This is a genomic window from Qipengyuania flavescens, from assembly GCF_029688735.1.
Taxonomy (GTDB): domain Bacteria; phylum Pseudomonadota; class Alphaproteobacteria; order Sphingomonadales; family Sphingomonadaceae; genus Qipengyuania.
The window spans coordinates 676,199-699,271 of record NZ_JARULD010000002.1; the positions used below are offsets into that span (position 1 = coordinate 676,199).

The following is a 23,073-nucleotide window of genomic DNA, read 5'->3' on the forward strand; positions in this document are numbered from 1 at the left end:
TGCCGCACGCCGGAAACGCGATAGCCTGTTTCATCGACTTCGCGGGAGAGGAGCCGGCGGTGGGACTGAAGAGCTGGTACGATGCGCACGTCATGCCGCGGGTGATCACCTATGCCTGCGGCCAGCCGGAAATCGAGGACCGTCGCCGCATGGTCGTTCCGCTCGCTCGCGGGCACGTGTTCGAGCTCGGCTGCGGCGGGGGCCTCAACCAGAAACTCTACGATACGGAGCAGGTGACGGCCTTCAGCGGGATCGATCCGCATGGCAAGCTGCTCGACGGTGCCCGTGCCGAAGCCGAACGCAAGGGCTGGGCGGTCGATCTGCGGCCGGGTGTTGGCGAAGCCATACCGTTCCAGGACAGCAGTTTCGATACGGTCGTATGCACCTACACGCTGTGTTCGGTGGACGATCAGGCCAAGGTCTTGTCGGAAATGCGGCGCATCCTGCGTCCGGGAGGCCGGTTGCTGTTTCTCGAGCATGGGCGTTCGCCAGATGCGGGCGTGGCGAAATGGCAAGAGCGGATCGAACCTGTCTGGAAGCCGATGGCCGGTGGATGCCACCTCACACGGCCGATCGGACCCGCACTGCGCGGGGCCGGCTTCGCGGTCGAACCGCTGGGCCAAGCCTATCTGCCGAAGGCTCCGAAGGTGATGGGCTGGATGGAATGGGGCGTCGCGCGCAAGGAAGGCGCGTGATGCGAGCGACCCGATAAACAAACGCCCCGGACCCTTTGCGGGGCCGGGGCGCTGTCATTCAAGCAATCTGCTCGGGCTTAGCTGTCGCCGAAAGTCCGCTGCCACCAGCCCTTGCGGGGCTTGGCGGTTTCAACGGTTCCGGCGGACTCTTCCGCTTCCGGCGCAGCGCTCGTCTCGGGCGCAGTATCGGCATCGGACTTGGGCTTTGCTTTCGACTTGCTCGCACGTGGCTTGCGAGCGGGCTTCTTTTCGGCAGCAGCCTCGGCGATCTCCGGTGTGTCTTCCGGACCGGCGACGACAGCCATGTCTTCCGTCACCTGTTCGGAGACGTCACCTGCAGCCTTGTCGTCGCCCTGTTTCGGAGCCGCCTTCTTCGCCCGAGTGCGCTTGGGCTTCGGCTTTTCCTCGGAATCGGCATCAGCTGCGGTTTCCGCCTCGGGCTTTTCCGTCTTCGGCTTGCGCGTCCGCTTGGCCTTCGGCTTTTCCTCCGTTGCTGCGCTTTCATCGGTCGACTGGTCGTCGGCCTTTTTCGCTTTGCGAGTGCGCTTCTTCGGCTTCGGAGCATCTTCTTCGGCTGCGGCTTCCGCCGTTTCCGAGCTGTCTTCCGGACCGGCGACCACGGCCATGTCGTCTACGACCTGTTCCGATACCTGTTCGAGGTTCTCGGCCTCCTCGCCGGTGTCGTTGCGGTTTCCGCGACCGCGACCGCCACGACGGCGTCCTCCACGGCGGCGCCGCTTCTTCGGCTTGTCCTCGCCATTGTCCTCGGAAGTCTCGTCTTCCTCGTCGTCGTTATCGTCGCTGTCGTCGTCTGCACCGTTGTCGTCGTCGCGGCGCTTGTTGCGGCCCCGACCACCGCGACGGCGGCGACGCTTCTTGCGGGGACGATCGTTGTCGTCCTCGTCCTCACCATCCTCATCGTCGAAGGCCTCGGTGTCGACCTCGTCCTCATCGTCCTCGACGAGGGTTTCGAACTTGGGCACGTTGGTCGGACGCGGGCCGGAGCTCGACACGCTCATCTTCGCGCCTTCGTCTTCGCCTTCCGGACGAACGACGACGGTCACGCCGTAACGCTCCTCGATCTCCATCAGATCGGCGCGCTTTTCGTTGAGCAGATAGACCGAGGCCTCGGTGCTGGCGGCCAGCGTGATGATCGATCCCTTGCCCTTGGCTGCTTCGTCTTCGATCAGTCGCAAGGCCGAAAGACCGGCTGAGGATGCTGTCCGCACGAGGCCGGTGCCATCGCAATGCGGGCAGTCGCGCGTGGTCGCTTCGAGCACGCCGGTGCGCAGGCGCTGGCGGCTCATTTCCATCAGGCCGAAGCTCGAAATGCGGCCTACCTGGATGCGCGCACGGTCGTTCTTGAGCGCCTCCTTCATGGCCTTTTCGACCTTGCGGGTGTTGGAGTGATGCTCTTGGTCGATGAAGTCGATGACGACGAGGCCCGCCATATCGCGCAGGCGCAACTGGCGGGCGATTTCGCGCGCAGCTTCCAGATTGGTATGGAGCGCCGTCTGCTCGATATTGTGCTCCTTGGTGGAGCGGCCCGAGTTGATGTCGATCGACACCAGCGCCTCGGTCGGATTGATCACGAGGTAGCCGCCGCTCTTCAGTTGCACGACGGGATCGTACATCGCCTTGAGTTGGTCTTCCGCACCGTAGCGCTGGAACAGCGGCACGGGATCGGCATATTGCTTCACCCTACGCGCGTGGCTGGGCATCAGCAGCTTCATGAATTCCTTGGCCGACTTGTAGCCTTCTTCGCCTTCGACGACGACTTCCTCGATCTCGCGATTGTAGATGTCGCGGATCGCGCGCTTGATCAGGTCGCTGTCCGAATGGATCAGCGCCGGCGCGGCGGAAGACAGGGTGCGTTCGCGGATCTCGTCCCACAGGCGGGCGAGATAGTCGAAGTCGCGCTTGATCTCGGTCTTGGTGCGGCTGAGGCCGGCGGTGCGCACGATCAGCCCCATGGTTTTCGGCAGGCTGAGATCGCTGACGACCTGCTTCAGCCGCTTGCGGTCCGATGCGCTGGAAATCTTGCGCGAAATGCCGCCGCCGTGGCTGCTGTTCGGCATAAGCACGGTGTAACGGCCGGCGAGGCTGAGATAGGTGGTCAGCGCCGCGCCCTTGTTGCCACGTTCTTCCTTGACGACCTGGACGAGCAGCACCTGGCGGCGCTGGATGACATCCTGGATCTTGTAGCGGCGACGCAGCGCCATGCGCTTGGCGCGCGCTTCATCGACTTCCTTGGCGCGGCTGCGGCCGCCCTTTCCCTGGCGGCGACCGCGACCCTTGCGACCGCGACCACGGCGCTGGTTGCCGGATTCGTCGTCCTCGTCTTCGCTATCGTCCTCATCCTCCTCGTCGTCGCCGTCGAGCTGACCTTCCTCGATCGTGGAAACCTTGTCCTTGTCGGAAGTGTCGACTTCTTCGAGGCCGTCTTCGGCAAGGTCTTCGGCGAGAGCTTCGGAACTTTCGTCCTCGGCGTCATATTCGTCGCCAGGCATTTCGCCGCGCTCTTCCTCTTCGGCGCGCAGGCGGGCTTCCTCTTCGGCAGCCTCGGCCTCGGCGGCGAGCAGGGCCTCGCGGTCTTCCTTGGGGATCTGGTAATAGTCGGGGTGGATCTCGCTGAAAGCGAGGAATCCGTGGCGATTGCCACCGAAGTCGACGAAGGCCGCCTGCAGTGACGGTTCGACCCTGGTTACTTTCGCGAGATAGATATTGCCCTTGATCTGCTTGTGATCGGCAGATTCGAAATCGAACTCCTCAATCCTGTTTCCCTTGAGGACCGCCACCCGGGTTTCTTCCTGGTGGCGCGCATCGATAAGCATGCGCGTTGCCATGTAATTGTCTCCAGCCGCAGCGGGGCGGGGCAGGCCCGTCGTCCGCGCGGCGCATCATGTTGGGATTTCCGCGTCCGTAATCCGGAGCCGCGGCGTTAATGGACCGGCCGTCATGCAGATGTGCGCGGGGCCGGATATTCGTGACTGCGGAGACTGCCCTGCGCGTATCGAGCGCTGTCCGGCCCGACGGGAACGCGCGCTGGCGCGAAGCCAGTTCTGCGTTTGCCGGGGAGGAACGGAGCATGTCCTGCATCAACCTGTATTCGTTGCGATCCTGATTGCCGAACGGCTGCGGATCGGTGGGCGGCAGGTCCGAATGTCCCTCTTCGTCGCGCATTTCGCGCCGATCGGAGGCACCGGACAGCCGATACGCTATCGCTAGCACCGTGGGTTTCCAACGGCAACCATATTGCGCGGAGCGGCAAGAAAGCCCTAACGATTCACCATAAATGGCACCGCGCACACAAATCCTGCTGCTTCTTGCAATTCCGCTGGTCCTTGTGGTGGGGCTGGTGCTGACTTCGCAGCGCCTTCCTTCGTCGGAAGTTGGCCGCGCCTATGTGCAGCGTGTGACCTTGCCGAGCGCTTCCGACGATCTCGATCTGCCTAGCGTATCGGGCGATGAAGCCCTGCCGCTGGTGGTGATCGATGCGGGCCATGGTGGACACGATCCCGGTGCAACAGGTCAAGGGCTGGTGGAGAAATCGCTCGTCCTGTCGCTGGCGCGCGCGCTCAAGCAAGAGCTCGAGGAGGAAGGCGGCGTGCGGGTCGCGCTGACCCGCGATGACGACCGCTATCTCCTCCATGCCGAACGGTTCGAGATCGCGCGCCGGCTGAATGCCGATCTGTTTCTATCCATCCACGCCGACAGCGCAGGCGACGCGAGCGAGGTGGAGGGAGCCAGCATCTACACGCTGTCCAACGAGGCATCGAGCGACGCCGCCGCCCGCTTTGCCGAGCGCGAGAATGCCTCCGACAGGCTCAACGGCGTCAATCTGTCCGACCAGAGCGACACGGTGAGCACGATCCTCGTCGAATTGTCGCAGCGTCGCACGCAGGAACAGTCGGCGGAGTTCGCCCGCCTGATCCGGCGCGAAGGCGAAGGCGTGCTGCGTTTCCATCCTCAGGCAATCCGCTCTGCCGCGCTCAAAGTTTTGCGCGCGCCCGACGTGCCTTCCGTGTTGTTCGAAAGCGGTTTCATCACCAATGCGGCCGAGGCCGAACGGCTCGGCTCGGCAGAGGGCCGCGAACAATTCGCGCAAATCATGGCGCGGGCCATCCGTATCTACTTCGCCCGGCAGCAATAATCGCGTCATCGGGCCATTCTTGTTCTGGCGATATGCAGAAAGCCCGTGCTAAAGGCGCTGTCCAGATATGTCCGACGCTACCCCCCTCCAGTATTATCGCCACCGGCTGACCGACGATCCACGGCGGTTGATCGTCTGGTTCAAGGACAATTGGGCGACCAATCGCAAGCTGCGAGTCGTCAGCTATGCCGCCGGTGTGGCCGTCGTCCTGCTGGTGCTGGCCTGGGCCACACTGGCGCGAAATCTGCCGGATGCAGAAAGCCTGCTCGATTACGAGACACCGCTGCCTACCGTGGTGCGCGGGGTCGATGGCGAGATCGTGCATTCCTACGCCCGCGAGCGGCGGGTGCAGCTGCAATATGGCGACTTCCCCGATCAGATGATCGAGGCCTATCTCTCGGCCGAAGACAAGACCTTCTTCAGCCATGGCGGCGTCGACCTGACGGGCACGCTGAATGCCGTCGTGGACTACGCGACGAAATTCGGTTCGGACGAGCGCGCTGTCGGCGGATCGACCATCACGCAGCAGGTGGCGAAGAACCTCCTGCTGGGCGACGAGTATTCGATCACCCGCAAGCTCAAGGAAATGATCCTGGCGACGCGCATCGAGAGCGTGCTGACGAAGCAGGAGATCCTCGAGCTCTATCTAAACGAAATTCCCCTCGGACGGCGCAGCTTCGGCGTGCAAGCGGCCGCGCGGGCCTATTTCGACAAGGATGTCGGCGATCTCGACCTGCACGAGACGGCATTCCTCGCGATCCTGCCGAAGGCGCCCGAACGCTACGGCCGCGAGCGCTATCGCGAACTGGCGCTTGTCCGGCGCGATTTCGTACTCGACCAGATGCAGGCAAACGGCTTCGTCACTGCTGCCGAAGCGAGCCGCGCCAAGGCGCAGCCGCTCGGCCTCGTCCAGCAGCGCAGCGAGCGATCGGCCGATGCGGGCTATTTCCTCGAAGAAGTCCGCCGCCAGCTCATCGACCGCTTCGGCGAGACTGCCGAAGATGGTGGCAACAGCGTCTATGCAGGCGGGCTGTGGGTACGGACCTCGCTCGACACCGAATTGCAGGATGCCGCACGCGATGCGTTGCGCGCACAGTTGATCAGCTACCACGGCAATCGCGGCTTCACCGGGCCCGTCGCCACGCTCAATCCCGAAAACGGCGACCTGCACTCGCAGCTTGCCTCGTCCAATCTCTCGATCAACTACGAAGACTGGCGCATCGGCGTGATTACCGCGACGGGTTCGTCACCGACGATCGGCTTTACCGATGGCGAAGATTATCCTCTCATCGGCGCGCCTTCGTCGCTCAAGCTTGGCGATGTGGTCGCCGCAGTCCAGTCGGGCGACGGCTATCGCCTGCGCGGCGTACCCGAGATTTCGGGTGGTTTCCTGGCGCAGGCGCCGCAGACGGGCCGTGTGCTTGCGATGCAGGGCGGGTTCGACAGTCGCCTCGGCGATTTCAACCGCGCGACGCAGGCGCTGCGCCAGCCCGGCTCGACCATCAAGCCCTTCGTCTATGCCAGTGCGCTCGACCAGGGAATGACTCCGGCTACCCAGGTACCAGACCAGACCTTCTGCGTCTGGCAGGGCGCCAACCTCGGCGAAAAGTGCTTCCGCAACTTCGGCGGCGGCGGCGGCGGGGTCCACACCATGCGCTGGGGGCTCGAGCAGAGCCGCAATCTGATGACCATCCACATCGCCGACACGACCGGCATGGACAATGTGGTCAAGACGATCAAGCGCGTCGGGATCGGCGATTACGAGCCGTATTATTCCTTCGCACTGGGTGCTGGCGACACAACGGTCGCGCGCATGGTCAACGGTTATGCCGCGCTGGCCAATTGGGGCCGCCAGACCGACGGATCGGTCATCGATTACGTGCAGGACCGCCGCGGCAAGGTGATCTTCCGCTCCGACAATCGCGAATGCACGGGCTGCAACATGGAGCAGTGGGACGGCCAGCCGATGCCGCGCTTCGAACCGCGCGGTAAGCAGGTCCTCGATCCGCGCACTGCGTTCCAGGTCGTGCACATGCTGCAGGGCGTGGTGACCCGCGGCACGGCCGTGCGCCTGCGCAGCCTCGAGCTGCCGCTGTTCGGCAAGACCGGTACCACAAATGGCCCGACCAATGCCTGGTTCGTCGGGGGTACGCCGGACATCGTCGCTGGCATGTATGTAGGCTTCGACCAGCCGCGCAATTTGGGTGGCTGGGTGCAGGGCGGTAATACCGCTGCGCCGATTATGAAGCGTTTCGTCGAGGCCACGCGCGATCGCTGGAACGCGGAGGATTTCGTCGCTCCGCCCGGTGTGCGCATGGTCAAGGTCGACCGGCGTACGGGCAAGCGTGTATTCGACGGCACACCCTCCGACGATCCGAAGGCCGCGATCATCTGGGAGGCATTCAAGCCCGACACCGAACCGCCGCGCTCCACCCGCTCCGATGTGATCGCTGCCAAGCGCAACGAAATCCTCGAACTGATCCGCCGCGCGCGGCAGGGTCCGACCCAGCGGGCAGCGGCTCGCGAGGTGGAGCGTCCCGACGATTTCGTCGAGGAACAGGGCGGTATCTACTAGCCGGCACCGGCTACCCAGCTTTACAATCGCTGCCCGCGCGCTAGGGGGCGGTGGAAAGTCATTTGCCGCAAATTTTGAAGGAATTCGCCATGCGTGCCGAAGGGCAGGCCCATATCGAGAGGATCGAAGCCGCATTGGCGCTCGTCCGCCAGTCGCTCGACTGGGAGCGCGCTCTGCGCCGCCTCGACGAACTCGACGCGCGCGTGCAAGATCCAACCCTGTGGGACGATCCCAAGCAGGCGCAGGCAATCACGCAAGAGCAAAAGCGCCTCGAAACCGCGATCACGACCGTGCGCGAGATCGAGAGCGAGATGTCCGACGCCATCGAATTCGTCGAAATGGGCGAGGCCGAGGGCGACGACGAGGTCGTGGGCGAGGGGCTGTCCTCGCTGCAAGGCCTCGCCGAACGTGCCGATCGCGACAAGGTGCAGGCGCTGCTTTCGGGCGAAGCCGACGGCAACGACACCTACATCGAAATTCACGCAGGGGCCGGAGGCACCGAAAGCCAGGACTGGGCGGAAATGCTTTTCCGCATGTACGCGCGCTGGGCCGAACAGCGCGGCTACAAGGTCGAAACGGTCGAATATCAGGCAGGCGACCAGGCGGGCATCAAGTCTGCCACGCTACTGGTGAAGGGCGACAATGCCTATGGCTATGCCAAGACCGAAAGCGGCGTCCACCGCCTCGTCCGCATCAGCCCTTATGACAGCAGCGCCCGGCGCCACACCAGCTTCAGCTCGGTCTGGGTGTATCCGGTAATCGACGACGACATCGATATCGAGATCAACCCCGCCGACCTCAAGATCGACACCTACCGCGCCAGCGGTGCGGGCGGCCAGCACATCAACACGACCGATTCCGCGGTTCGCATCACCCACCAGCCGACCGGGATCGTCGTCGCCAGCCAGAACGACCGCAGCCAGCACAAGAACCGCGCGACCGCGATGAACATGCTGAAAGCGCGCCTGTTCGAGCGCGAGATGGCCGAACGCGAAGCGGCAGCCTCTGGCGAGTACCAGGAAAAGAGCGACATCGGCTGGGGCCACCAGATCCGCAGTTATGTCCTCCAGCCGTACCAGATGGTGAAGGACCTGCGCACGGGCGTAACCTCGCCCACGCCCGACGATGTCCTCGACGGCGCGCTCGATCCGTTCATTTCCGCCGCACTCGCCCAGCGCGTGACCGGCGAAACGGTCGAGGTGGAGGACGCGGAGTGAGGCCCGGCCTCGTTCTTCTCCCTCTCATCGCAGCCAGTGTCGCCGCCTGCGACGGCGGGCTGCTGAGTACCGGAGACGAACCGGCCGAGTTCCCCGCGCCCGACCGTCCCGTGTCCGGCATTGGCACCTATTCCATCGACAGCGAAGACCAGCGCGACAGCCGCGGCGAGGCGCAGACGGTGATGGACCTCGCCGAACTCGAACCGGGTATGACCGTGGCCGATATCGGCGCAGGCAATGGCTATTACACGCTGCGCCTAGCCAAGCGCGTCGGCGAAAACGGCCGGGTGCTGGCACAGGATATCGACGGCGATGCCCTGGCGCGTCTCGGCCGCCGGGTAGAGCGTCAGCGGCTCGACAATGTCTCGATCCGTCGCGGCGAACCGGCCGATCCACGCCTGCCCGCCAACAGTTTCGACCGCGTGTTCATGGTCCACATGTATCACGAGATCGAACAGCCCTACGAATTCCTCTGGCGGCTCTGGCCGTCGCTGCGAGAAGATGGTCAAGTCATCGTGGTCGACAAGGATCGCCCGACTGACCAGCACGGGATCGACCCGCTGCTGCTGTCGTGTGAGCTGGAGCGCGTCGGTTACGAATTGGTCGCGTTCAAGGATGCGCCGGAACTGCTCGGCTACTATGCACAGTTCAAGGCAGCGGCTACGAGGCCCGAACCCGGAGAGATCGAACCGTGTCGCGGCGACAGTGTCGCGCATGAGGCGCCGCCCATCGAGCGGCCGACGAAGAGAGAGAAAGCATAATGAGTTTCAAGGGTCTCAAACCCATCGTTTACGGCGGCAAGGAAGTCTGGCCGCTGATCGAGGGCGGCAAGGGCGTGTCCGCCACCAATCACATGAGTTCGGGCGCCTGGGCCGCTGCGGGCGGAATCGGCACGGTCAGCGCGGTGAATGCCGACAGCTATGACGAGGACGGCAATCCGATCCCGCAGGTCTACCCGCAGGCTACTCGCAAGGAGCGTTTCGAACAGCTCGTGCGCTACGCGATCGACGGGGCGACCGAACAGGTGAACCGCGCCTACGAGATCGCCGATGGCAAGGGCGCAATCAACATCAACGTGCTGTGGGAGCAGGGCGGGGCGCAGCAGGTCCTCGAAGGCGTGCTCGACAATTGTGCGGACAAGATCGACGGGGTCACGTGTGGGGCGGGGATGCCCTACAAGCTGGCCGAGATCGCCCAGCGCTACAATGTGAATTACCTGCCGATCGTTTCCTCTGCGCGCGCGTTTCGCGCCTTGTGGAAGCGCAGCTATTCCAAGGTGCCGGAGCTGCTGGCGGCAGTGGTCTATGAGGATCCCTGGCTTGCAGGTGGCCACAACGGCCTATCCAACGCAGAGGACCCGACCAAGCCCGAGGATCCCTATCCCCGCGTGAAAGCGCTGCGTGAAACCATGCGCAACGAAGGCGTCAGCGAGGATACCGCCATCGTCATGGCCGGCGGTGTCTGGTTCCTGCGCGAATGGAACGACTGGATCGACAACCCCGAGCTCGGCAAGATCGCCTTCCAGTTCGGTACGCGCCCGCTGCTCACCCATGAAAGCCCGATCCCGCAGGTGTGGAAGGACATGCTGCGCACGGTCGAACCGGGCGACGTTCTGCTACACAAGTTCAGCCCCACCGGATTCTACTCCAGCGCGGTGAAGACACCCTTCCTCTACGACTTGATGCACCGCAGCGAGCGCCAGATCCCGATTTTCAAGCGCGACGAGGAGGAGGGCACCATTCCGCTTGCCGATCACGGCAAAGCGAAGTATTTTTACGTCCATCCCGGCGACCAGCGCAAGGCGCAAAGCTGGATGCACGAGGGCTTCACGGAAGCGCTGAAAACGCCCGACGATACGGTGGTCTTTACCACCCCCGAAAGCGCCGAGCAGATCCGCACCGACCAGCAGGAATGCATGGGCTGTCTATCGCATTGCCAGTTTTCGAGCTGGAAGGATCACGACAACCACACCACCGGCCGTCTCGCCGATCCTCGCAGCTTCTGCATCCAGAAGACCTTACAGGACATCGCCCATGGCGGCGACCCGGACGAGAACCTCGCTTTCGCGGGCCACGCGGCCTACCGCTTCAAGCAGGACCCCTTCTACTCGAACAACTTCACCCCCACGGTGAAAGAGCTGGTCGAGCGGATCCTGACGGGGGACTAAGGCTTAGCGCCACAACTGCATCGCCCTGATCGCGTCCGGCATCTTTTCGTCGGTATCGGGCCGCGAGAGGGTGCGTTCGATCAGCTTCCATTTGCGGCTCACCCGCGCCTTCTGCCACAGGTCGACGACCCAGCTGTCGCCGGTCCAGTCGCGGCCTTCGATCGAAGCTTCCAGCCCCAGGCGCGTGGCGAAAACCGCGACATTGCCGTGGCGGCGCACATAGACTTCGTCGAAGCGGTATCCGGTGCAGCGGAAGCGCGTGGTCGCGGCCTCCAGCCAGCTGGCGCGGTCTAGGATTACCGGCTTGCTCGACCCCAGGAGAAAGATGAAATCCCGCGCGGCGAGCGACTTCATCTGGTTGCGATCGCGCTGCATCCACGAGCGCATCCAGAGGTGTTCGAGCGCTTCGATCTTGGCTGAAAATTCGTCCATGGGGTGAGGGCGTTACAGGCTTGCCCGCCGATGGCAAGCGGACTTCTGCGAAGGTCAGCCGAGGCCGGTCAGCACCTGGTCCGGCGGGCGATGCCCGTCTGCCCACATGCGGATATTGGCGATGACCTTCAGGCCCGATTCCTCGCGACCTTCGCGCGTGGCGCTGCCGATATGGGGCAGGGTCATGACATTGGGGTGGCGGATCAGGCGTTCGTCCACATTCGGCTCGTCGGGATAAACGTCGAGCCCCGCGCCGGTCAGGTGGCCATTATCAAGCGCCGCAATCAATGCTTCCTGATCGACGAGATCGCCGCGGGCGGTGTTTATGAGGCTCGCGCCCGGTTTCATCAGGCCGATGCGCCGCTCGTCGATCAGTCGGTGCGTCCCCGGCGTCGCGGGGCAATGGAGCGTGAGAATGTCCGCCTGCGCCACCAGATCGTCGAGGCTCACGACCCAGCTTGCATCGAACATCCGCTCGACCGCTTCGGGCAGGCGCTTGCGATTGTGATAGGCGATGCGCAGGCCGAAGGCGCGCGCGCGGTGGGCGACGGCCTGCCCGATGCGGCCCATGCCGACGATGCCGAGCACCTTGCCCGCCAGCTTCGTTCCAAGCAGCGCCGTCGGCGTCCAGCCCGTCCATTCGCCACTGCGGATCAGCTGCACGCCTTCGCGGATGCGGCGCGGCACGCCGATGATGCCCGCCATGGCGAGGTCGGCGGTGTCGTCGGTGAAGACGCCGGGCGTGTTGGTGACCATGATGCCGCGATCATGCGCGGCCTTGAGGTCCAGATGCTCGGTCCCGGCGCCGAAATTGGCGATCAGGCCGAGATCGTCGCCTGCCTCCGCAATCATATTACCGTCGATGCGGTCGGTGACGGTCGGCACGAGCACGTCGCAGTCCTTCATGGCAACCACGAGTTCGTCGCGCGTCAGCGGCCGGTCCTCGCCGTTAAGCGTCACGTCGAACAACTCACCCATGCGCTCTTCGACCGAGGGCATAAGATGACGGGTTACGACCACCCGCGGCGTGCGGGTGAGGCGTTTCTCTACCTGTTCGGTGGCGCTTTCCATGCTGTTGAAAAGCGCTAGGGCGAGGGCGGGGTGGTGGTCAAGCGCGGTTGCCGTGGCAGCGCAGAATCATGTAAGGGTTTCGCCATGGTCGCGCGCCTTCTCATCGCCCTCGTTTGCTTCGTCGGTCTGCCCGCATCGGCAGCCGCGCAGGAGCGTGAGGTGCCCTATTGGGCGACCATCCGCGCGAGCGAGCTCAACATGCGAGTCGGGCCGAGTGCCGATTACAAAATCGACTGGGTCTATCGCCGGCCCGGCCTGCCCGTGAAAGTGGTGCGCGTCATGGAAGGCTGGCGGCTGATCGAGGATCCTGCGGGCGACAAGGGCTGGGTAGTGGCTCGCCTGCTGAGCCCGGATCACGGCGCGATCGTCATCGGCGAGGGGCCGGCCGATATGCGTGCCGGTCCGGCGGCAGATGCTGGGCTCAAGTGGCGGGTCGAGCCGGGCGTCGTCGCGGCTCTGGGCGACTGCGAAGATGGTTGGTGCGAAGTGACTATCGCGAACCGGCGAGGCTGGATTGCACAGGACAGGCTCTGGGGCGCAGGGACACCATGACATGAAAAAGGCGGCCCGTACGAGCCGCCTTCTCCGTTTTCTGGTCTGACCTTTTACATGGTCGTTTCGGCAGCGACTCCATCGCCATCGACCTTGCGTACCGTCGCGGTCGTGTTCCCATCCGCATCGCGCATCTGGAAGCTGCCATCCGAGCCCGGCGCGCCGCCGGCGTAGCATTCCTCGGGCTCGGTGCCTTCGGGATCGAAGCACATCTGCGAGCCTTCCTGGCGCCAGGTGCCGCGTTCGATTTCAGTACCGTCCGGCATCGTATCGACATAGGTGCCATCGGCGTTGATCTGCTGCAGGGTTACGCTGCCGTCGGCCATTTGAACCTCGTAGGTTCCGGTCATGTCGCCGGTAGCCGTGCTGCCGAGCGTCGTGTCGGCCGGTGTCGCCGTGTCCAGCGGTTCGGGAGCGGGTTCCTCGTTGGATCCGCAGGCGGTGAGCGCTACCGTTGCGGCAGCGACGAAAAACATGTTCTTCATGGCACTTCCCCTTTCGCCGCACCAACGCGCAGGCCCGGGGGAGGTGCCGCAGAAAACGTCAGACCAGTTCGACTGCGACTGCCGTGGCTTCGCCGCCACCGATGCAGAGCGAGGCGATGCCGCGCTTCTTGCCCTGCTGCTTGAGCGCATTGAGGAGCGTCACGATGATCCGCGTGCCGCTGGCACCGATGGGATGTCCGAGGGCAGTGCCGCCGCCGTTCACGTTGATCTTGTCATGCTGAATACCGATGTCGCGCATGGCGAACATGGCGACGCAGGCGAACGCCTCGTTGACTTCCCACAAATCGACCTCGTCCGCTGACCAGCCGGCCTTTTCTAGGACCTTGTTGATGGCACCCACCGGGGCGACGGTAAACTCGCTCGGCTCCTGCGCATGGGCGGCCATGGCGACGATCTTCGCGACCGGCTCCTGCCCGTTTTCCCTGGCGACGCTTTCGCGCGTCAGCACCACTGCGGCCGCGCCATCGGAGATGGAGGAGGACGTCGCTGCGGTAATCGTGCCGTCCTTGGCGAAGGCTGGGCGAAGAGTCGGGATCTTGTCGGGCTTGCCCTTGCCGGGCTGCTCGTCGTGCTCGACCGTGACATCGCCGCGGCGGGTCGAGAAGCTGACCGGCACGACCTCGTCGGCAAAGGCACCGCTTTCGATCGCGGCATTGGCGCGGCGCAAGGACTCGATGGAATATTCGTCCATCTGCTCGCGGGTAAGCTGGTAGTCGTTCGCTGTATCTTGCGCGAAGGTGCCCATGGCGCGGCCTTCCTCATAGGCATCTTCGAGCCCGTCGAGGAACATATGATCGTAGGTCGTGTCATGGCCCAGTCGCGCGCCGCTGCGGTGCTTCTTGAGCAGATAGGGCGCATTGGTCATGCTCTCCATGCCTCCTGCGACGATGTAGTTCACATCGCCCGTGGCGAGCGCTTCTGCGCCCATGATAACCGTCTGCATGCCGCTGCCGCAGACCTTGTTGACCGTGGTCGCCTGCACCGATTTCGGCAGGCCGGCCTTGATCGAGGCCTGGCGGGCAGGGGCCTGGCCGAGACCTGCAGGCAGGACGCAGCCCATGTAGGTGCGGTCGAACTTGTCGACCGGAACGCCAGAGCGCTCGACAGCAGCCTTGACCGCGGTCGCACCAAGATCGGTCGCCGATACATCGGCAAGGGCGCCCTGCATGCCTCCCATCGGAGTACGTGCGTAAGACAGGATGACGACGGGGTCGGCTGCGCTGAACTGGGTCATGCTTGTGCTGGTCCTCTGGTTCTGTGATATCGGTTGCCAATGGCGACCTAATTGGAGGTTGGCTTCTACCTAGTGCTGCGCCGCAGCAAGATCAAATGGAGAGAGCGATGGCGGACGACCGGAAGAGCGAGATGGAAGACGTACTGCGCAAACAGCGCGCGGCACACACACAGACCCGGCCCGAACCGATGGCTCTGCGCAAGGATCGCATCGAGCGTGCCATCAATCTGCTGAAAACCCATGCCGACGATCTGTGCAAGGTGATGAGCGCCGATTTCGGTAACCGATCGCCCCAGCAATCGATGATGACCGACATCGTCGGCACTATGAACTTCGGCAAATACTGCCTCAAGAACATGGATAAATGGGCGCGGCCCGATAAGCGGCACGTCCAGTTCCCGCTCGGCCTGATGGGCGCGAAGGCGGAAGTCCGTTACGAGCCGAAGGGCGTCATCGGCATCCTCAGCCCGTGGAATTTCCCGGTCAATCTCAGCTTCGGTCCGCTGATGCAGGTCTTCGCGGCAGGCAATCGCGCGATGATTAAGCCGAGCGAATTTACCGAGAAGACCAGCCTGCTGACACAGGAACTGGTCGAGGAATATTTCACTGCAGACGAGTGCGCGGTCTTCACCGGCGGGCCCGAAGTCGCAGCGGCGTTTTCCGAACTGCCCTTCGATCATCTCGTGTTCACCGGCTCCACCGCCACCGGTCGCAAGGTCATGGAAGCTGCGGCGAAGAACCTCGTCCCCGTCACGTTGGAACTCGGGGGCAAGAGCCCGGTCTTCCTCGGCGAGAGTGCCGACTTCGCCAAGGCGGGCGAGCGTATTGCGCTCGGCAAGATGCTCAATGCGGGCCAGATCTGCCTCGCGCCGGACTATCTCTACGTGCCGGAAAGCAAGCAGGACGAAGCGATCCATGGCGTCTGGCAGGGCACCGCGAACATGTATCCGACCATGCTGGAGAACGAGGACTACGCCAGCATCGTCAGCGACCATCACTTCGAGCGCCTCAAGGGCCTGGTAGCCGATGCGAAGGACAAGGGGGCCGAGGTGATCGAGGTCAACCCGGGCAACGAGGACTTCGGCAATGCAAACCAGCGCAAGATGCCGTTGACCATCCTCAAGAACGTCACCGACGACATGAAGGCGATGCAGGAGGAGATCTTCGGGCCGGTCCTCCCGGTGAAGACCTACAGCCGCGTCGAGGAAGCGATCGATTACGTGAACGAGAACGATCGCCCGCTCGGCCTCTATTATTTCGGTGAGAGCAGCGACGAACGCGAGAAGGTGCTGACCAAGACCATCAGCGGCGGCGTGACGGTGAACGACGTGATTTTCCATGTGTCGATGGACGATCTGCCGTTCGGCGGCACCGGGCCTTCCGGCATGGGCAGCTATCACGGGGTCGAGGGCTTCCGCGAATTCAGCCATGCACGCAGTGTCTACAGCCAGCCCAAGATCGACATCGCCAAGCTCGGCGGTCTCAAGCCTCCCTATGGTGCTGCGACCGACAAGGCTATCAAGTCCGCCTTGAAATAGGCTCGCCGGATGCGCGGTCGGGGCTGGAGCATCCGGTCCCGGTTCGCGCAATCGCTTGTGCGGGATTTGCGCGTGCCGCACCCTTGCACCTGCCCGCCGAGGGGCCTAGAGGCGTGCGCGAACCGTACCCAAGCGGAATCACCTCCGCGGCAAGGAACTCTACGTGGTCGACCTCGAACAATATCTGCCAATCCTCATCTTCCTGTTCATCGCGGTCATCCTTTCGGCAGCCTTCGTGTTCCTGCCGATGGGTGTCTCGCGCCTCACCGGTGCGCATAACCCCGATGCCGAGAAGCTGAGCGAATACGAGTGCGGCTTTCCCGCCTTCGAAGACCCGCGCAGCCAGTTCGACGTGAAATTCTACCTCGTGGCGATCAGCTTCCTGCTGTTCGATCTCGAAGCCTCGTTCCTGTTCCCCTGGGCGGTGAGCCTCGACGTGACCGGCTGGATGGGCTGGGCCGGGATGATGATCTTCCTCGGTATCCTCGCCATCGGTCTCGCCTATGAATGGAAGATGGGGGCGCTGGACTGGCAATGAGCAACCCGAACACCGATCCCGCCCTCGTCGGCACCGCCTCGCTGAACCCCGCGCTCGACGGCCAGCGCATGCGCGACAGCGCACTGCCGACCGCCAAGGGCGGCGAAGTGCGCCAGCCCGATGCGGACTATTTCAACGCGCTGCAGACCGAGGTGAACGACAAGGGTTTCCTCGTCACCAGCACCGAGGACCTGTTCCACTGGGCGCGCACCGGCAGCCTGTGGTGGATGACCTTCGGCCTCGCCTGCTGCGCGGTCGAGATGATCCATGTGAACATGCCGCGCTACGACATGGAGCGTTTCGGCGTCGCTCCGCGCGCCTCGCCGCGCCAGTCGGACGTGATGATCGTCGCCGGCACGCTGTGCAACAAGATGGCTCCGGCGCTGCGCAAGGTCTACGACCAGATGTCCGATCCGAAATACGTGATTAGCATGGGCAGCTGCGCCAATGGCGGCGGGTATTATCATTACAGCTATTCGGTGGTGCGCGGCTGCGATCGCATCGTGCCGGTCGACATCTACGTTCCCGGGTGCCCGCCGACGGCCGAGGCGCTGCTCTATGGCGTGATGCAGCTGCAGCGCAAGATCCGCCGCTCGGGCACGATCCAGAGGTAGGGGCGAGGATATGACAACGCTACATTCCGCGCCCCGCTTCACGCTGATCGACGGGCTGAAAGGCACGCTTTCGACCGCGCTGGGCGACCATCTGGTCGACGCGCACGAAGAACATGGCGAGTTGCTGCTGCACGTAAAGCGCGACAGTATCGAGGATGTGCTTCGCATTCTGCGTGACGATCACGCCTATCAGCAGCTGATGGAGATCGCCGGAGCCGATTATCCCTCGCGGGCCGAGCGGTTCGAGATCGTCTACATGCTGCTCTCGCTCACCACCAACAGCCGGATCATGGTGAAGTGCCGAGCGAGCGAGGATACGCCCGTGCCGACGGTCACCACGCTGTGGCCCAATGCTGGCTGGCTCGAGCGCGAGGTGTTCGACATGTATGGCGTGCTCTTCGCCGGGAATACCGACCTGCGCCGCATCCTCACCGATTACGGCTTCGAAGGGCATCCTTTCCGCAAGGATTTCCCGCTGACCGGCTATACCGAGCTGCGTTATTCCGAAGACGAGAAGCGCGTGGTCTACGAGCCGGTCGAGCTTGCGCAGGATTTGCGCCAGTTCGACTTCATGTCGCCGTGGGAAGGCGCGGACTATGTCCTGCCGGGAGACGAGAAGGCGGACACGCCGCCGGTCGACGATCCCAAGGTCACGGAAAAGCCGTCGGACACAGGCGCGGGTGCCAAGACCGACAAGCACGCAGCAGACAAGGTGAGCGCGGGTGCTCCGGCAGAAAAGGACGGAGGCGAGGCCATCGACCCGCCCGAGCCGACCGAAGACCGCGCGGCACGACCCAAGCGCAAGGGCAAGACCACCGATACCGCAAAGGCGACCGAAACGAAGAAGAAAAAGGCTCCTGCCAAGCGCAAGCCTGCGGCCAAGAAGAAGGACGGCAAGTGATGCGCGCGTTTCTTCCCCTTGCTATCCTCGCTCTGGCCGCCTGCTCCTCGCAAGAGCCTGCCGAGCAGGAAAGCGCCGACGATTTCGCCAGCCGCATCGGTGGTTCGGGCGAGGGCGCGGCGCTCGACCCGTCGCAACCCGATCCGAACGCACCGAATGTTGCCGTGGAAGCGCCGCCTGCGCAGGCGGACGTCACCACGCTCCAGCAGCTCGGCGATGTCGGCGGGGTCAATCTCGGCCCGCGCGAGGGTGGGTGTACCTTCATGGTCGGTGAGCAGGAAATGATCATCGCAGCCGGCATGCGCGACAAGTCGCTGCCCGGGAAGGCCGTGGTCCGCGTTGGTGACACGCTCGTCATGACCGATGCGGCCACCGGCGGGCTCGATGCCGTCAAGTCCGGCACGAATTTCGAAGGCGAGGGCTTCACCGTCTCGGTCGCACCCGCTGCCGGGGAGGGCCAGACCCGTCCGGCGAACGTCACCGTGACCGATGCCGCGGGCAAGTCGCAGAGTTACTCCGGCAACTGGATTTGCGCATGAGTATGCAGCTCGAAGAGTCGCCCACTACCGGCGACGAAGTCATCACGAACTACACGATCAACTTCGGGCCCCAGCACCCCGCGGCGCACGGCGTGCTGCGCATGGTGATGGAGCTCGACGGCGAGATCATCGAACGGATCGATCCGCATGTCGGCCTGCTGCACCGCGGCACCGAGAAGTTGATCGAAAACAAGACCTATCTGCAGGCGCTGCCCTATTTCGACCGGCTCGATTACTGCAGCCCGCTGGCGCAGGAATACAGCTACGTCCTCGCGATCGAGAAGCTGCTCAATGTCGAAGTGCCTGAGCGGGCGCAGTACCTGCGCGTGCTCTTCGCCGAGCTAACGCGCATCTGCAACCACATGCTCAACATCGGGGCGCATGTGATGGACGTCGGCGCGATGACGCCCAACCTGTGGGTGTTCGAACTGCGCGAAGACTGCATGAATTTCTTCGAGCGGGCTTCGGGCGCGCGCATGCACGCGGCCTGGTTCCGTCCGGGCGGCGTCCACCAGGATGTGCCGGAAAAGCTGCTGGTCGATATCGGCGAGTGGATCGACACGCGCCTGCCGGAACTGTTCGGCGATGCGATGAGCCTCGTGCTCGACAACCGCATCTTCAAGCAGCGCAATGTCGATATTGCCGTGGTCAGCAAGGACGACGCGGTGGCCTGGGGCTTCTCCGGCCCGATGATCCGCGCTGCCGGCATCCCTTGGGACCTGCGCAAGTCGCAACCTTACGACGTGTACGAGCGGATGGAGTTCGACATTCCCGTCGGCACCAATTCGGACTGCTACGACCGCTTCGTGGTCCGCGTGAAGGAAGTTTACGAGAGCGCGAAGATCATGAAGCAGTGCCTGCGCGACATGCCGTCCGGCCCAGTCGCCAGCGACGACCGCAAGGTCGCCCCGCCCAAGCGCGCCGAGATGAAGCAGTCGATGGAAGCGCTGATCCACCACTTCAAGCTCTATACCGAGGGCTTCCATGTCCCCGCAGGCGAAGTCTATGTCGCGACTGAAAGCCCCAAGGGTGAATTCGGCGTCTACCTCGTCAGCGACGGTTCGAACAAACCTTATCGCTGCAAGATCCGCCCGACCGCGTTCTCGCATTTGCAGGCGATGGACTTCATGAGCCGCGGCCACATGCTGCCCGACGCCACCGCCATCCTCGGCGCCATCGACGTCGTGTTCGGGGAGTGTGACCGGTGATCGCGCGCGAAATCTTCATCTTCATCGCGGCTTTCGCGGCCTTCGCTTCTGCGGTGGCGGCCTATCTGCTCGCCTTCTATGGCGAGAGTTCGCTCAAGGAAATCCTTTCGACGGCCTTCGCTGCCGTCGTCGGCCTCTATCTCGGTCGATATCTCCAGCACAGGTTGACCCATGGCTGACCGTTCCCCCGCACCCGATACTCCCGAGCTGCGTGAGCGCTGGGGTGGCTTCGAGTTCACCGAGGCCTACCGCGCCAAGGCGGACAAGGCGATCGCCCGCTATCCCGAGGGGCGTCAGCGCTCGGCGGTAATGCCGCTGCTCGACCTTGCCCAGCGCCAGGTCGGCGAGGAAACGAACACGCAGGGCTGGTTGCCGCTGCCGGTGATCGAATATGTCGCCGATTACCTCGACATGCCGGTGATCCGCGTGCTCGAGGTTGCGACCTTCTACTTCATGTACAACATGAAGCCGGTCGGTAAGTATCACGTCCAGGTCTGCGGCACGACGCCCTGCATGCTGCGCGGCTCGGACGGGCTGATCGAAGCCTGCAAGAAGCGCGGCATGAGCAAGGGTCACGTGTCTGAAGACGGCCTCTGGACGCTGACCGAAGTCGAATGCATGGGCAATTGCGCCACTGCGCCGATGGTGCAGATCAACGACGACAATTACGAAGACCTCACGCCCGAGCGGCTCGATGCTATCCTCGACGCACTGGCCGCGGGCGAGCAACCCAAAACCGGTACGCAGGAGCCCGGCCGCCACACCAGCGAGCCTGCCAATGCGCTCAGCTCGCTCCCCGAAATGGTCGATGCCAATCACGATTACCGGAGCGAATGGTGATGAGCAAAACGCTTTTCATGATCGCGGCCGCGCTGTTGTTCATCGCCGCAGCGATTGCATATTTTCTCGCTGAACGCGGCTCCATGGGTGCGACTTTCCTGGCGCTCGGTGTCGTCTTTCTCGCAATCGGTGCAGGGCAGGGCCGTGCCAAAGGCGGACCGGAGGATCACTGATGGACAGCAATATCATCTCGATCATCGTCGCGCTGATCCTGATCGTCATCGCGTGGAAGGTGTTCAAGGGCGTCGTCAAGACGGTCGTGCTCGCGGCAATCCTGATCGCGGTTGCCATATTCGTGTTCGGAGGGTTCGCTTGATGCTTGCCGATAAGGACCGCATCTTCACCAATGTCTACGGTTTCCAGGACTGGGGCTTGAAGGCAGCGCAGCAGCGCGGCGACTGGGATGATACCAAGTCGCTGATCGCGCGCGGGCATGACAACATCATCGAGGAAATGAAAGCGTCCGGCCTGCGCGGGCGGGGCGGGGCGGGCTTCCCGACCGGCCTTAAATGGTCCTTCATGCCGAAGGAATCGAAGGACGGGCGTCCGAGCTTCCTCGTCATCAACGCCGACGAATCCGAGCCCGGCTCGTGCAAGGACCGCGAGATCATCCGCCACGATCCGCATAAGCTGATCGAAGGCGCGCTGGTTGCCGGTTACGCCATGCGGGCGCGCGCGGCCTACATCTACATCCGCGGCGAGTATATCCGCGAGGCCGAAACCCTGCAGGCGGCGATCGACGAGGCCTATGATGCCGGCCTGATCGGCAAGAACGCCAGCAAATCGGGCTACGACTTCGATGTTTTCCTGCATCGCGGCGCAGGCGCTTATATCTGCGGTGAAGAAACCGCGATGATCGAAAGCCTCGAAGGCAAGAAGGGCCAGCCACGCCTCAAACCGCCGTTCCCGGCAGGCGCGGGCCTCTACGGCTGCCCGACCACGGTCAACAACGTCGAATCGATCGCCGTCGTCCCGACGATCCTGCGCCGCGGCGCGAGCTGGTTCAGCAGTTTCGGGCGCGAGAACAACAAGGGCACCAAGCTCTTCCAGATCAGTGGCCATGTGAACAAGCCCTGCGTCGTGGAAGAGGCGATGAGCATCACTTTCGAGGAGCTCATCGACACCCATTGCGGCGGCATCGTCGGCGGATGGGACAATCTGCTGGCTGTCATTCCCGGCGGCTCCTCCGTTCCGCTGATCCCCGGCGACCAGATGCGCCAGGCAATCATGGATTTCGACGGGCTGAAGGAACTCGGCTCGGGCCTCGGCACGGCCGGGATCATCGTGATGGACAAGTCCACCGACATCGTCCGCGCGATCAGCCGCATCAGCTATTTCTACAAGCACGAGAGCTGCGGCCAGTGCACCCCCTGCCGCGAAGGCACGGGCTGGATGTGGCGCATGATGGAACGCCTGCGTACCGGCGACGCTGCCATCGAGGAAATCGACATGCTGCAGCAGGTCACCAAGCAGGTCGAAGGCCACACGATCTGCGCGCTAGGCGATGCGGCGGCTTGGCCGATCCAGGGCCTTATCCGCCACTTCCGCCCCGAGCTCGAACGCCGGATCGAAGAGCATAATGCAAAATTCGCGGAGGCTGCGGAATGAAGAGCCGTCAATTTCTTCTGGCGGCGTGCGTGATGGTCCTGTCGACGTCCGGTGTGTCAGCGCAATGGACCGGAACCCGTATTGGCGGCAATATTCGCCATGCCGACGCCGAGGAGCTGATGCGGATTACGACATCCTGCATCGCAAAGCGGGGGCCGGCGTATGCTCGCAAATTCCTCGAAACGGTTCCCGGCACGGAAGCGGAATTTCGCCTTCTGCGGCGGAACGAGGGTGATCTTGGCCTGTGCATGGACAATACGCAAAAGGCGGTCGGTAGTGTGGAGATGACCTTCACACCGCAACCCTTCCGCCGCGCGCTCGCCCGCGAAATGGTCAAGCCTTATTTGTCCAGGGACTTCGATCCTACCGCCGCAACTGCGCAAGAACCGTTTTATCTCATGTCGCTTCAAGCTCTTCCCGAAAACGAAAAGGCCGATGCCTATTCCATGGTCTTCATGGAATTCGGTGATTGCGTTTTCCTGCAAGATCCGAAAGCGACGGTCGATTATCTGCGGACCGAACCGGGGAGTGGCGAAGAGGCCGAAGCGATCGGTGCCCTGATGCCATCCCTGTCACCGTGCGTCGCCGCCGGTCAGGACCTAGAACTTTCGCACGAAGCGCTGCGGATCGCCCTGAATGAGCCCGTCTATCATCGCCTTCGCCGCTTGGATTCCGAGAGCTGAAT

The 23,073-nt window shown here is 63.4% G+C and carries 24 protein-coding genes; 19 read left to right on the forward strand and 5 right to left on the reverse strand.

All coding sequences use genetic code 11. From position 1 onward, the window contains the following. The first annotated feature begins 59 nt into the window (after positions 1-59). Positions 60-695, forward strand: coding sequence for a class I SAM-dependent methyltransferase (locus P8R33_RS08550; RefSeq protein ID WP_278328556.1), 636 nt, complete (start codon positions 60-62; stop codon positions 693-695). A 77-nt stretch (positions 696-772) separates the two neighbouring features. Here P8R33_RS08550 and P8R33_RS08555 read toward each other — a convergent pair whose 3' ends face one another. Next, positions 773-3,541 (reverse strand): Rne/Rng family ribonuclease, encoded by a 2,769-nt coding sequence (locus P8R33_RS08555; RefSeq protein ID WP_278328557.1) that lies wholly within the window; start codon positions 3,539-3,541, stop codon positions 773-775. 449 nt (positions 3,542-3,990) lie between these two features. On the opposite strand from P8R33_RS08555, the gene P8R33_RS08560 reads away from it, so the two are divergent. The 5 genes from P8R33_RS08560 (at position 3,991) to P8R33_RS08580 (ending at position 10,807) form a co-directional block, all read left to right on the forward strand. Continuing rightward, on the forward strand, positions 3,991-4,848 hold the full coding sequence (locus P8R33_RS08560; protein ID WP_278328558.1) for an N-acetylmuramoyl-L-alanine amidase family protein: 858 nt from the start codon (positions 3,991-3,993) through the stop codon (positions 4,846-4,848). Between the two features lie 67 nt (positions 4,849-4,915). Continuing rightward, entirely contained in the window at positions 4,916-7,423 is a 2,508-nt protein-coding gene (locus P8R33_RS08565; RefSeq protein WP_278328559.1) for a penicillin-binding protein 1A, read from the forward strand. Between the two features lie 89 nt (positions 7,424-7,512). Then, positions 7,513-8,640 carry a peptide chain release factor 2 gene (gene prfB, locus P8R33_RS08570; RefSeq protein WP_278328560.1) on the forward strand — a complete coding sequence of 376 codons (1,128 nt, stop codon included), beginning with the start codon at positions 7,513-7,515 and terminating at the stop codon, positions 8,638-8,640. Then, positions 8,637-9,401, forward strand: a complete 765-nt coding sequence (locus tag P8R33_RS08575) for a class I SAM-dependent methyltransferase (RefSeq protein WP_446532498.1) — start codon at positions 8,637-8,639, stop codon at positions 9,399-9,401. Before prfB ends, P8R33_RS08575 begins: the two co-directional genes overlap by 4 nt. Continuing rightward, the gene (locus P8R33_RS08580) at positions 9,401-10,807 is read left to right on the forward strand and encodes an NAD(P)H-dependent flavin oxidoreductase (protein ID WP_278328561.1); all 1,407 of its coding nucleotides are present in this window, start codon (positions 9,401-9,403) and stop codon (positions 10,805-10,807) included. Before P8R33_RS08575 ends, P8R33_RS08580 begins: the two co-directional genes overlap by 1 nt. A gap of 3 nt (positions 10,808-10,810) precedes the next feature. Here P8R33_RS08580 and P8R33_RS08585 read toward each other — a convergent pair whose 3' ends face one another. Both P8R33_RS08585 and P8R33_RS08590 read right to left on the reverse strand, forming a co-directional pair. Next, positions 10,811-11,239, reverse strand: coding sequence for a nuclear transport factor 2 family protein (locus P8R33_RS08585; protein ID WP_278328562.1), 429 nt, complete (start codon positions 11,237-11,239; stop codon positions 10,811-10,813). A gap of 54 nt (positions 11,240-11,293) precedes the next feature. Beyond that, complete coding sequence (locus P8R33_RS08590; protein WP_278328563.1) at positions 11,294-12,310, reverse strand: 2-hydroxyacid dehydrogenase; 1,017 nt, start codon at positions 12,308-12,310, stop codon at positions 11,294-11,296. 84 nt (positions 12,311-12,394) lie between these two features. On the opposite strand from P8R33_RS08590, the gene P8R33_RS08595 reads away from it, so the two are divergent. After that, complete coding sequence (locus tag P8R33_RS08595; protein ID WP_278328564.1) at positions 12,395-12,862, forward strand: SH3 domain-containing protein; 468 nt, start codon at positions 12,395-12,397, stop codon at positions 12,860-12,862. A 53-nt stretch (positions 12,863-12,915) separates the two neighbouring features. Here the strand turns inward: P8R33_RS08595 and P8R33_RS08600 are convergent, their stop codons facing one another. After that, positions 12,916-13,347 (reverse strand): hypothetical protein, encoded by a 432-nt coding sequence (locus P8R33_RS08600; RefSeq protein ID WP_278328565.1) that lies wholly within the window; start codon positions 13,345-13,347, stop codon positions 12,916-12,918. A 58-nt stretch (positions 13,348-13,405) separates the two neighbouring features. Then, positions 13,406-14,602 (reverse strand): thiolase family protein, encoded by a 1,197-nt coding sequence (locus tag P8R33_RS08605; protein WP_278328566.1) that lies wholly within the window; start codon positions 14,600-14,602, stop codon positions 13,406-13,408. Between the two features lie 50 nt (positions 14,603-14,652). Here P8R33_RS08605 and P8R33_RS08610 point away from each other — a divergent pair, with 50 nt between their 5' ends. The 12 genes from P8R33_RS08610 (at position 14,653) to P8R33_RS08665 (ending at position 23,071) form a co-directional block, all read left to right on the forward strand. Further along, positions 14,653-16,140, forward strand: a complete 1,488-nt coding sequence (locus P8R33_RS08610) for a coniferyl aldehyde dehydrogenase (RefSeq protein WP_278328826.1) — start codon at positions 14,653-14,655, stop codon at positions 16,138-16,140. Between the two features lie 163 nt (positions 16,141-16,303). Then, positions 16,304-16,678: an NADH-quinone oxidoreductase subunit A gene (gene ndhC / locus P8R33_RS08615; protein WP_278328567.1), complete on the forward strand. Its 375-nt coding sequence runs from the start codon at positions 16,304-16,306 to the stop codon at positions 16,676-16,678. A 68-nt stretch (positions 16,679-16,746) separates the two neighbouring features. After that, a complete protein-coding gene (locus P8R33_RS08620) occupies positions 16,747-17,292 on the forward strand; it encodes a NuoB/complex I 20 kDa subunit family protein (protein ID WP_278328827.1) in 546 nt (181 codons plus the stop codon). 10 nt (positions 17,293-17,302) lie between these two features. Further along, the gene (locus P8R33_RS08625) at positions 17,303-18,193 is read left to right on the forward strand and encodes an NADH-quinone oxidoreductase subunit C (RefSeq protein WP_278328568.1); all 891 of its coding nucleotides are present in this window, start codon (positions 17,303-17,305) and stop codon (positions 18,191-18,193) included. After that, entirely contained in the window at positions 18,193-18,732 is a 540-nt protein-coding gene (locus P8R33_RS08630; RefSeq protein WP_278328569.1) for a hypothetical protein, read from the forward strand. Before P8R33_RS08625 ends, P8R33_RS08630 begins: the two co-directional genes overlap by 1 nt. After that, positions 18,729-19,940 (forward strand): NADH-quinone oxidoreductase subunit D, encoded by a 1,212-nt coding sequence (locus tag P8R33_RS08635; RefSeq protein ID WP_278328570.1) that lies wholly within the window; start codon positions 18,729-18,731, stop codon positions 19,938-19,940. The genes P8R33_RS08630 and P8R33_RS08635 overlap by 4 nt, the downstream gene beginning before the upstream one ends. Beyond that, on the forward strand, positions 19,937-20,119 hold the full coding sequence (locus P8R33_RS08640; RefSeq protein ID WP_278328571.1) for a hypothetical protein: 183 nt from the start codon (positions 19,937-19,939) through the stop codon (positions 20,117-20,119). The genes P8R33_RS08635 and P8R33_RS08640 overlap by 4 nt, the downstream gene beginning before the upstream one ends. Beyond that, on the forward strand, positions 20,112-20,780 hold the full coding sequence (nuoE, locus tag P8R33_RS08645; protein WP_278328572.1) for an NADH-quinone oxidoreductase subunit NuoE: 669 nt from the start codon (positions 20,112-20,114) through the stop codon (positions 20,778-20,780). Before P8R33_RS08640 ends, nuoE begins: the two co-directional genes overlap by 8 nt. After that, positions 20,780-20,953, forward strand: coding sequence for a hypothetical protein (locus P8R33_RS08650; RefSeq protein ID WP_278328573.1), 174 nt, complete (start codon positions 20,780-20,782; stop codon positions 20,951-20,953). The genes nuoE and P8R33_RS08650 overlap by 1 nt, the downstream gene beginning before the upstream one ends. Further along, a complete protein-coding gene (locus tag P8R33_RS08655; RefSeq protein WP_278328574.1) occupies positions 20,953-21,096 on the forward strand; it encodes a hypothetical protein in 144 nt (47 codons plus the stop codon). Before P8R33_RS08650 ends, P8R33_RS08655 begins: the two co-directional genes overlap by 1 nt. Further along, a complete protein-coding gene (gene nuoF, locus P8R33_RS08660; protein ID WP_278328575.1) occupies positions 21,096-22,388 on the forward strand; it encodes an NADH-quinone oxidoreductase subunit NuoF in 1,293 nt (430 codons plus the stop codon). The genes P8R33_RS08655 and nuoF overlap by 1 nt, the downstream gene beginning before the upstream one ends. Further along, positions 22,385-23,071, forward strand: coding sequence for a hypothetical protein (locus P8R33_RS08665; RefSeq protein WP_278328576.1), 687 nt, complete (start codon positions 22,385-22,387; stop codon positions 23,069-23,071). Before nuoF ends, P8R33_RS08665 begins: the two co-directional genes overlap by 4 nt. Positions 23,072-23,073 lie beyond the last annotated feature (2 nt).

Bases quoted from the DNA above. Each gene is read 5' to 3' on its own strand.
- P8R33_RS08555 (WP_278328557.1), bottom strand. From the start codon at position 3,541: ATGGCAACGCGCATGCTTATCGATGCGCGCCACCAGGAAGAAACCCGG.
- P8R33_RS08560 (WP_278328558.1), top strand. From the start codon at position 3,991: ATGGCACCGCGCACACAAATCCTGCTGCTTCTTGCAATTCCGCTGGTC.
- P8R33_RS08565 (WP_278328559.1), top strand. From the start codon at position 4,916: ATGTCCGACGCTACCCCCCTCCAGTATTATCGCCACCGGCTGACCGAC.
- prfB (WP_278328560.1), top strand. From the start codon at position 7,513: ATGCGTGCCGAAGGGCAGGCCCATATCGAGAGGATCGAAGCCGCATTG.
- P8R33_RS08580 (WP_278328561.1), top strand. From the start codon at position 9,401: ATGAGTTTCAAGGGTCTCAAACCCATCGTTTACGGCGGCAAGGAAGTC.
- P8R33_RS08585 (WP_278328562.1), bottom strand. From the start codon at position 11,239: ATGGACGAATTTTCAGCCAAGATCGAAGCGCTCGAACACCTCTGGATG.
- P8R33_RS08590 (WP_278328563.1), bottom strand. From the start codon at position 12,310: ATGGAAAGCGCCACCGAACAGGTAGAGAAACGCCTCACCCGCACGCCG.
- P8R33_RS08595 (WP_278328564.1), top strand. From the start codon at position 12,395: ATGGTCGCGCGCCTTCTCATCGCCCTCGTTTGCTTCGTCGGTCTGCCC.
- P8R33_RS08600 (WP_278328565.1), bottom strand. From the start codon at position 13,347: ATGAAGAACATGTTTTTCGTCGCTGCCGCAACGGTAGCGCTCACCGCC.
- P8R33_RS08605 (WP_278328566.1), bottom strand. From the start codon at position 14,602: ATGACCCAGTTCAGCGCAGCCGACCCCGTCGTCATCCTGTCTTACGCA.
- P8R33_RS08620 (WP_278328827.1), top strand. From the start codon at position 16,747: ATGCGCGACAGCGCACTGCCGACCGCCAAGGGCGGCGAAGTGCGCCAG.
- P8R33_RS08625 (WP_278328568.1), top strand. From the start codon at position 17,303: ATGACAACGCTACATTCCGCGCCCCGCTTCACGCTGATCGACGGGCTG.
- P8R33_RS08630 (WP_278328569.1), top strand. From the start codon at position 18,193: ATGCGCGCGTTTCTTCCCCTTGCTATCCTCGCTCTGGCCGCCTGCTCC.
- P8R33_RS08635 (WP_278328570.1), top strand. From the start codon at position 18,729: ATGAGTATGCAGCTCGAAGAGTCGCCCACTACCGGCGACGAAGTCATC.
- nuoE (WP_278328572.1), top strand. From the start codon at position 20,112: ATGGCTGACCGTTCCCCCGCACCCGATACTCCCGAGCTGCGTGAGCGC.
- P8R33_RS08650 (WP_278328573.1), top strand. From the start codon at position 20,780: ATGAGCAAAACGCTTTTCATGATCGCGGCCGCGCTGTTGTTCATCGCC.
- P8R33_RS08655 (WP_278328574.1), top strand. From the start codon at position 20,953: ATGGACAGCAATATCATCTCGATCATCGTCGCGCTGATCCTGATCGTC.
- nuoF (WP_278328575.1), top strand. From the start codon at position 21,096: ATGCTTGCCGATAAGGACCGCATCTTCACCAATGTCTACGGTTTCCAG.
- P8R33_RS08665 (WP_278328576.1), top strand. From the start codon at position 22,385: ATGAAGAGCCGTCAATTTCTTCTGGCGGCGTGCGTGATGGTCCTGTCG.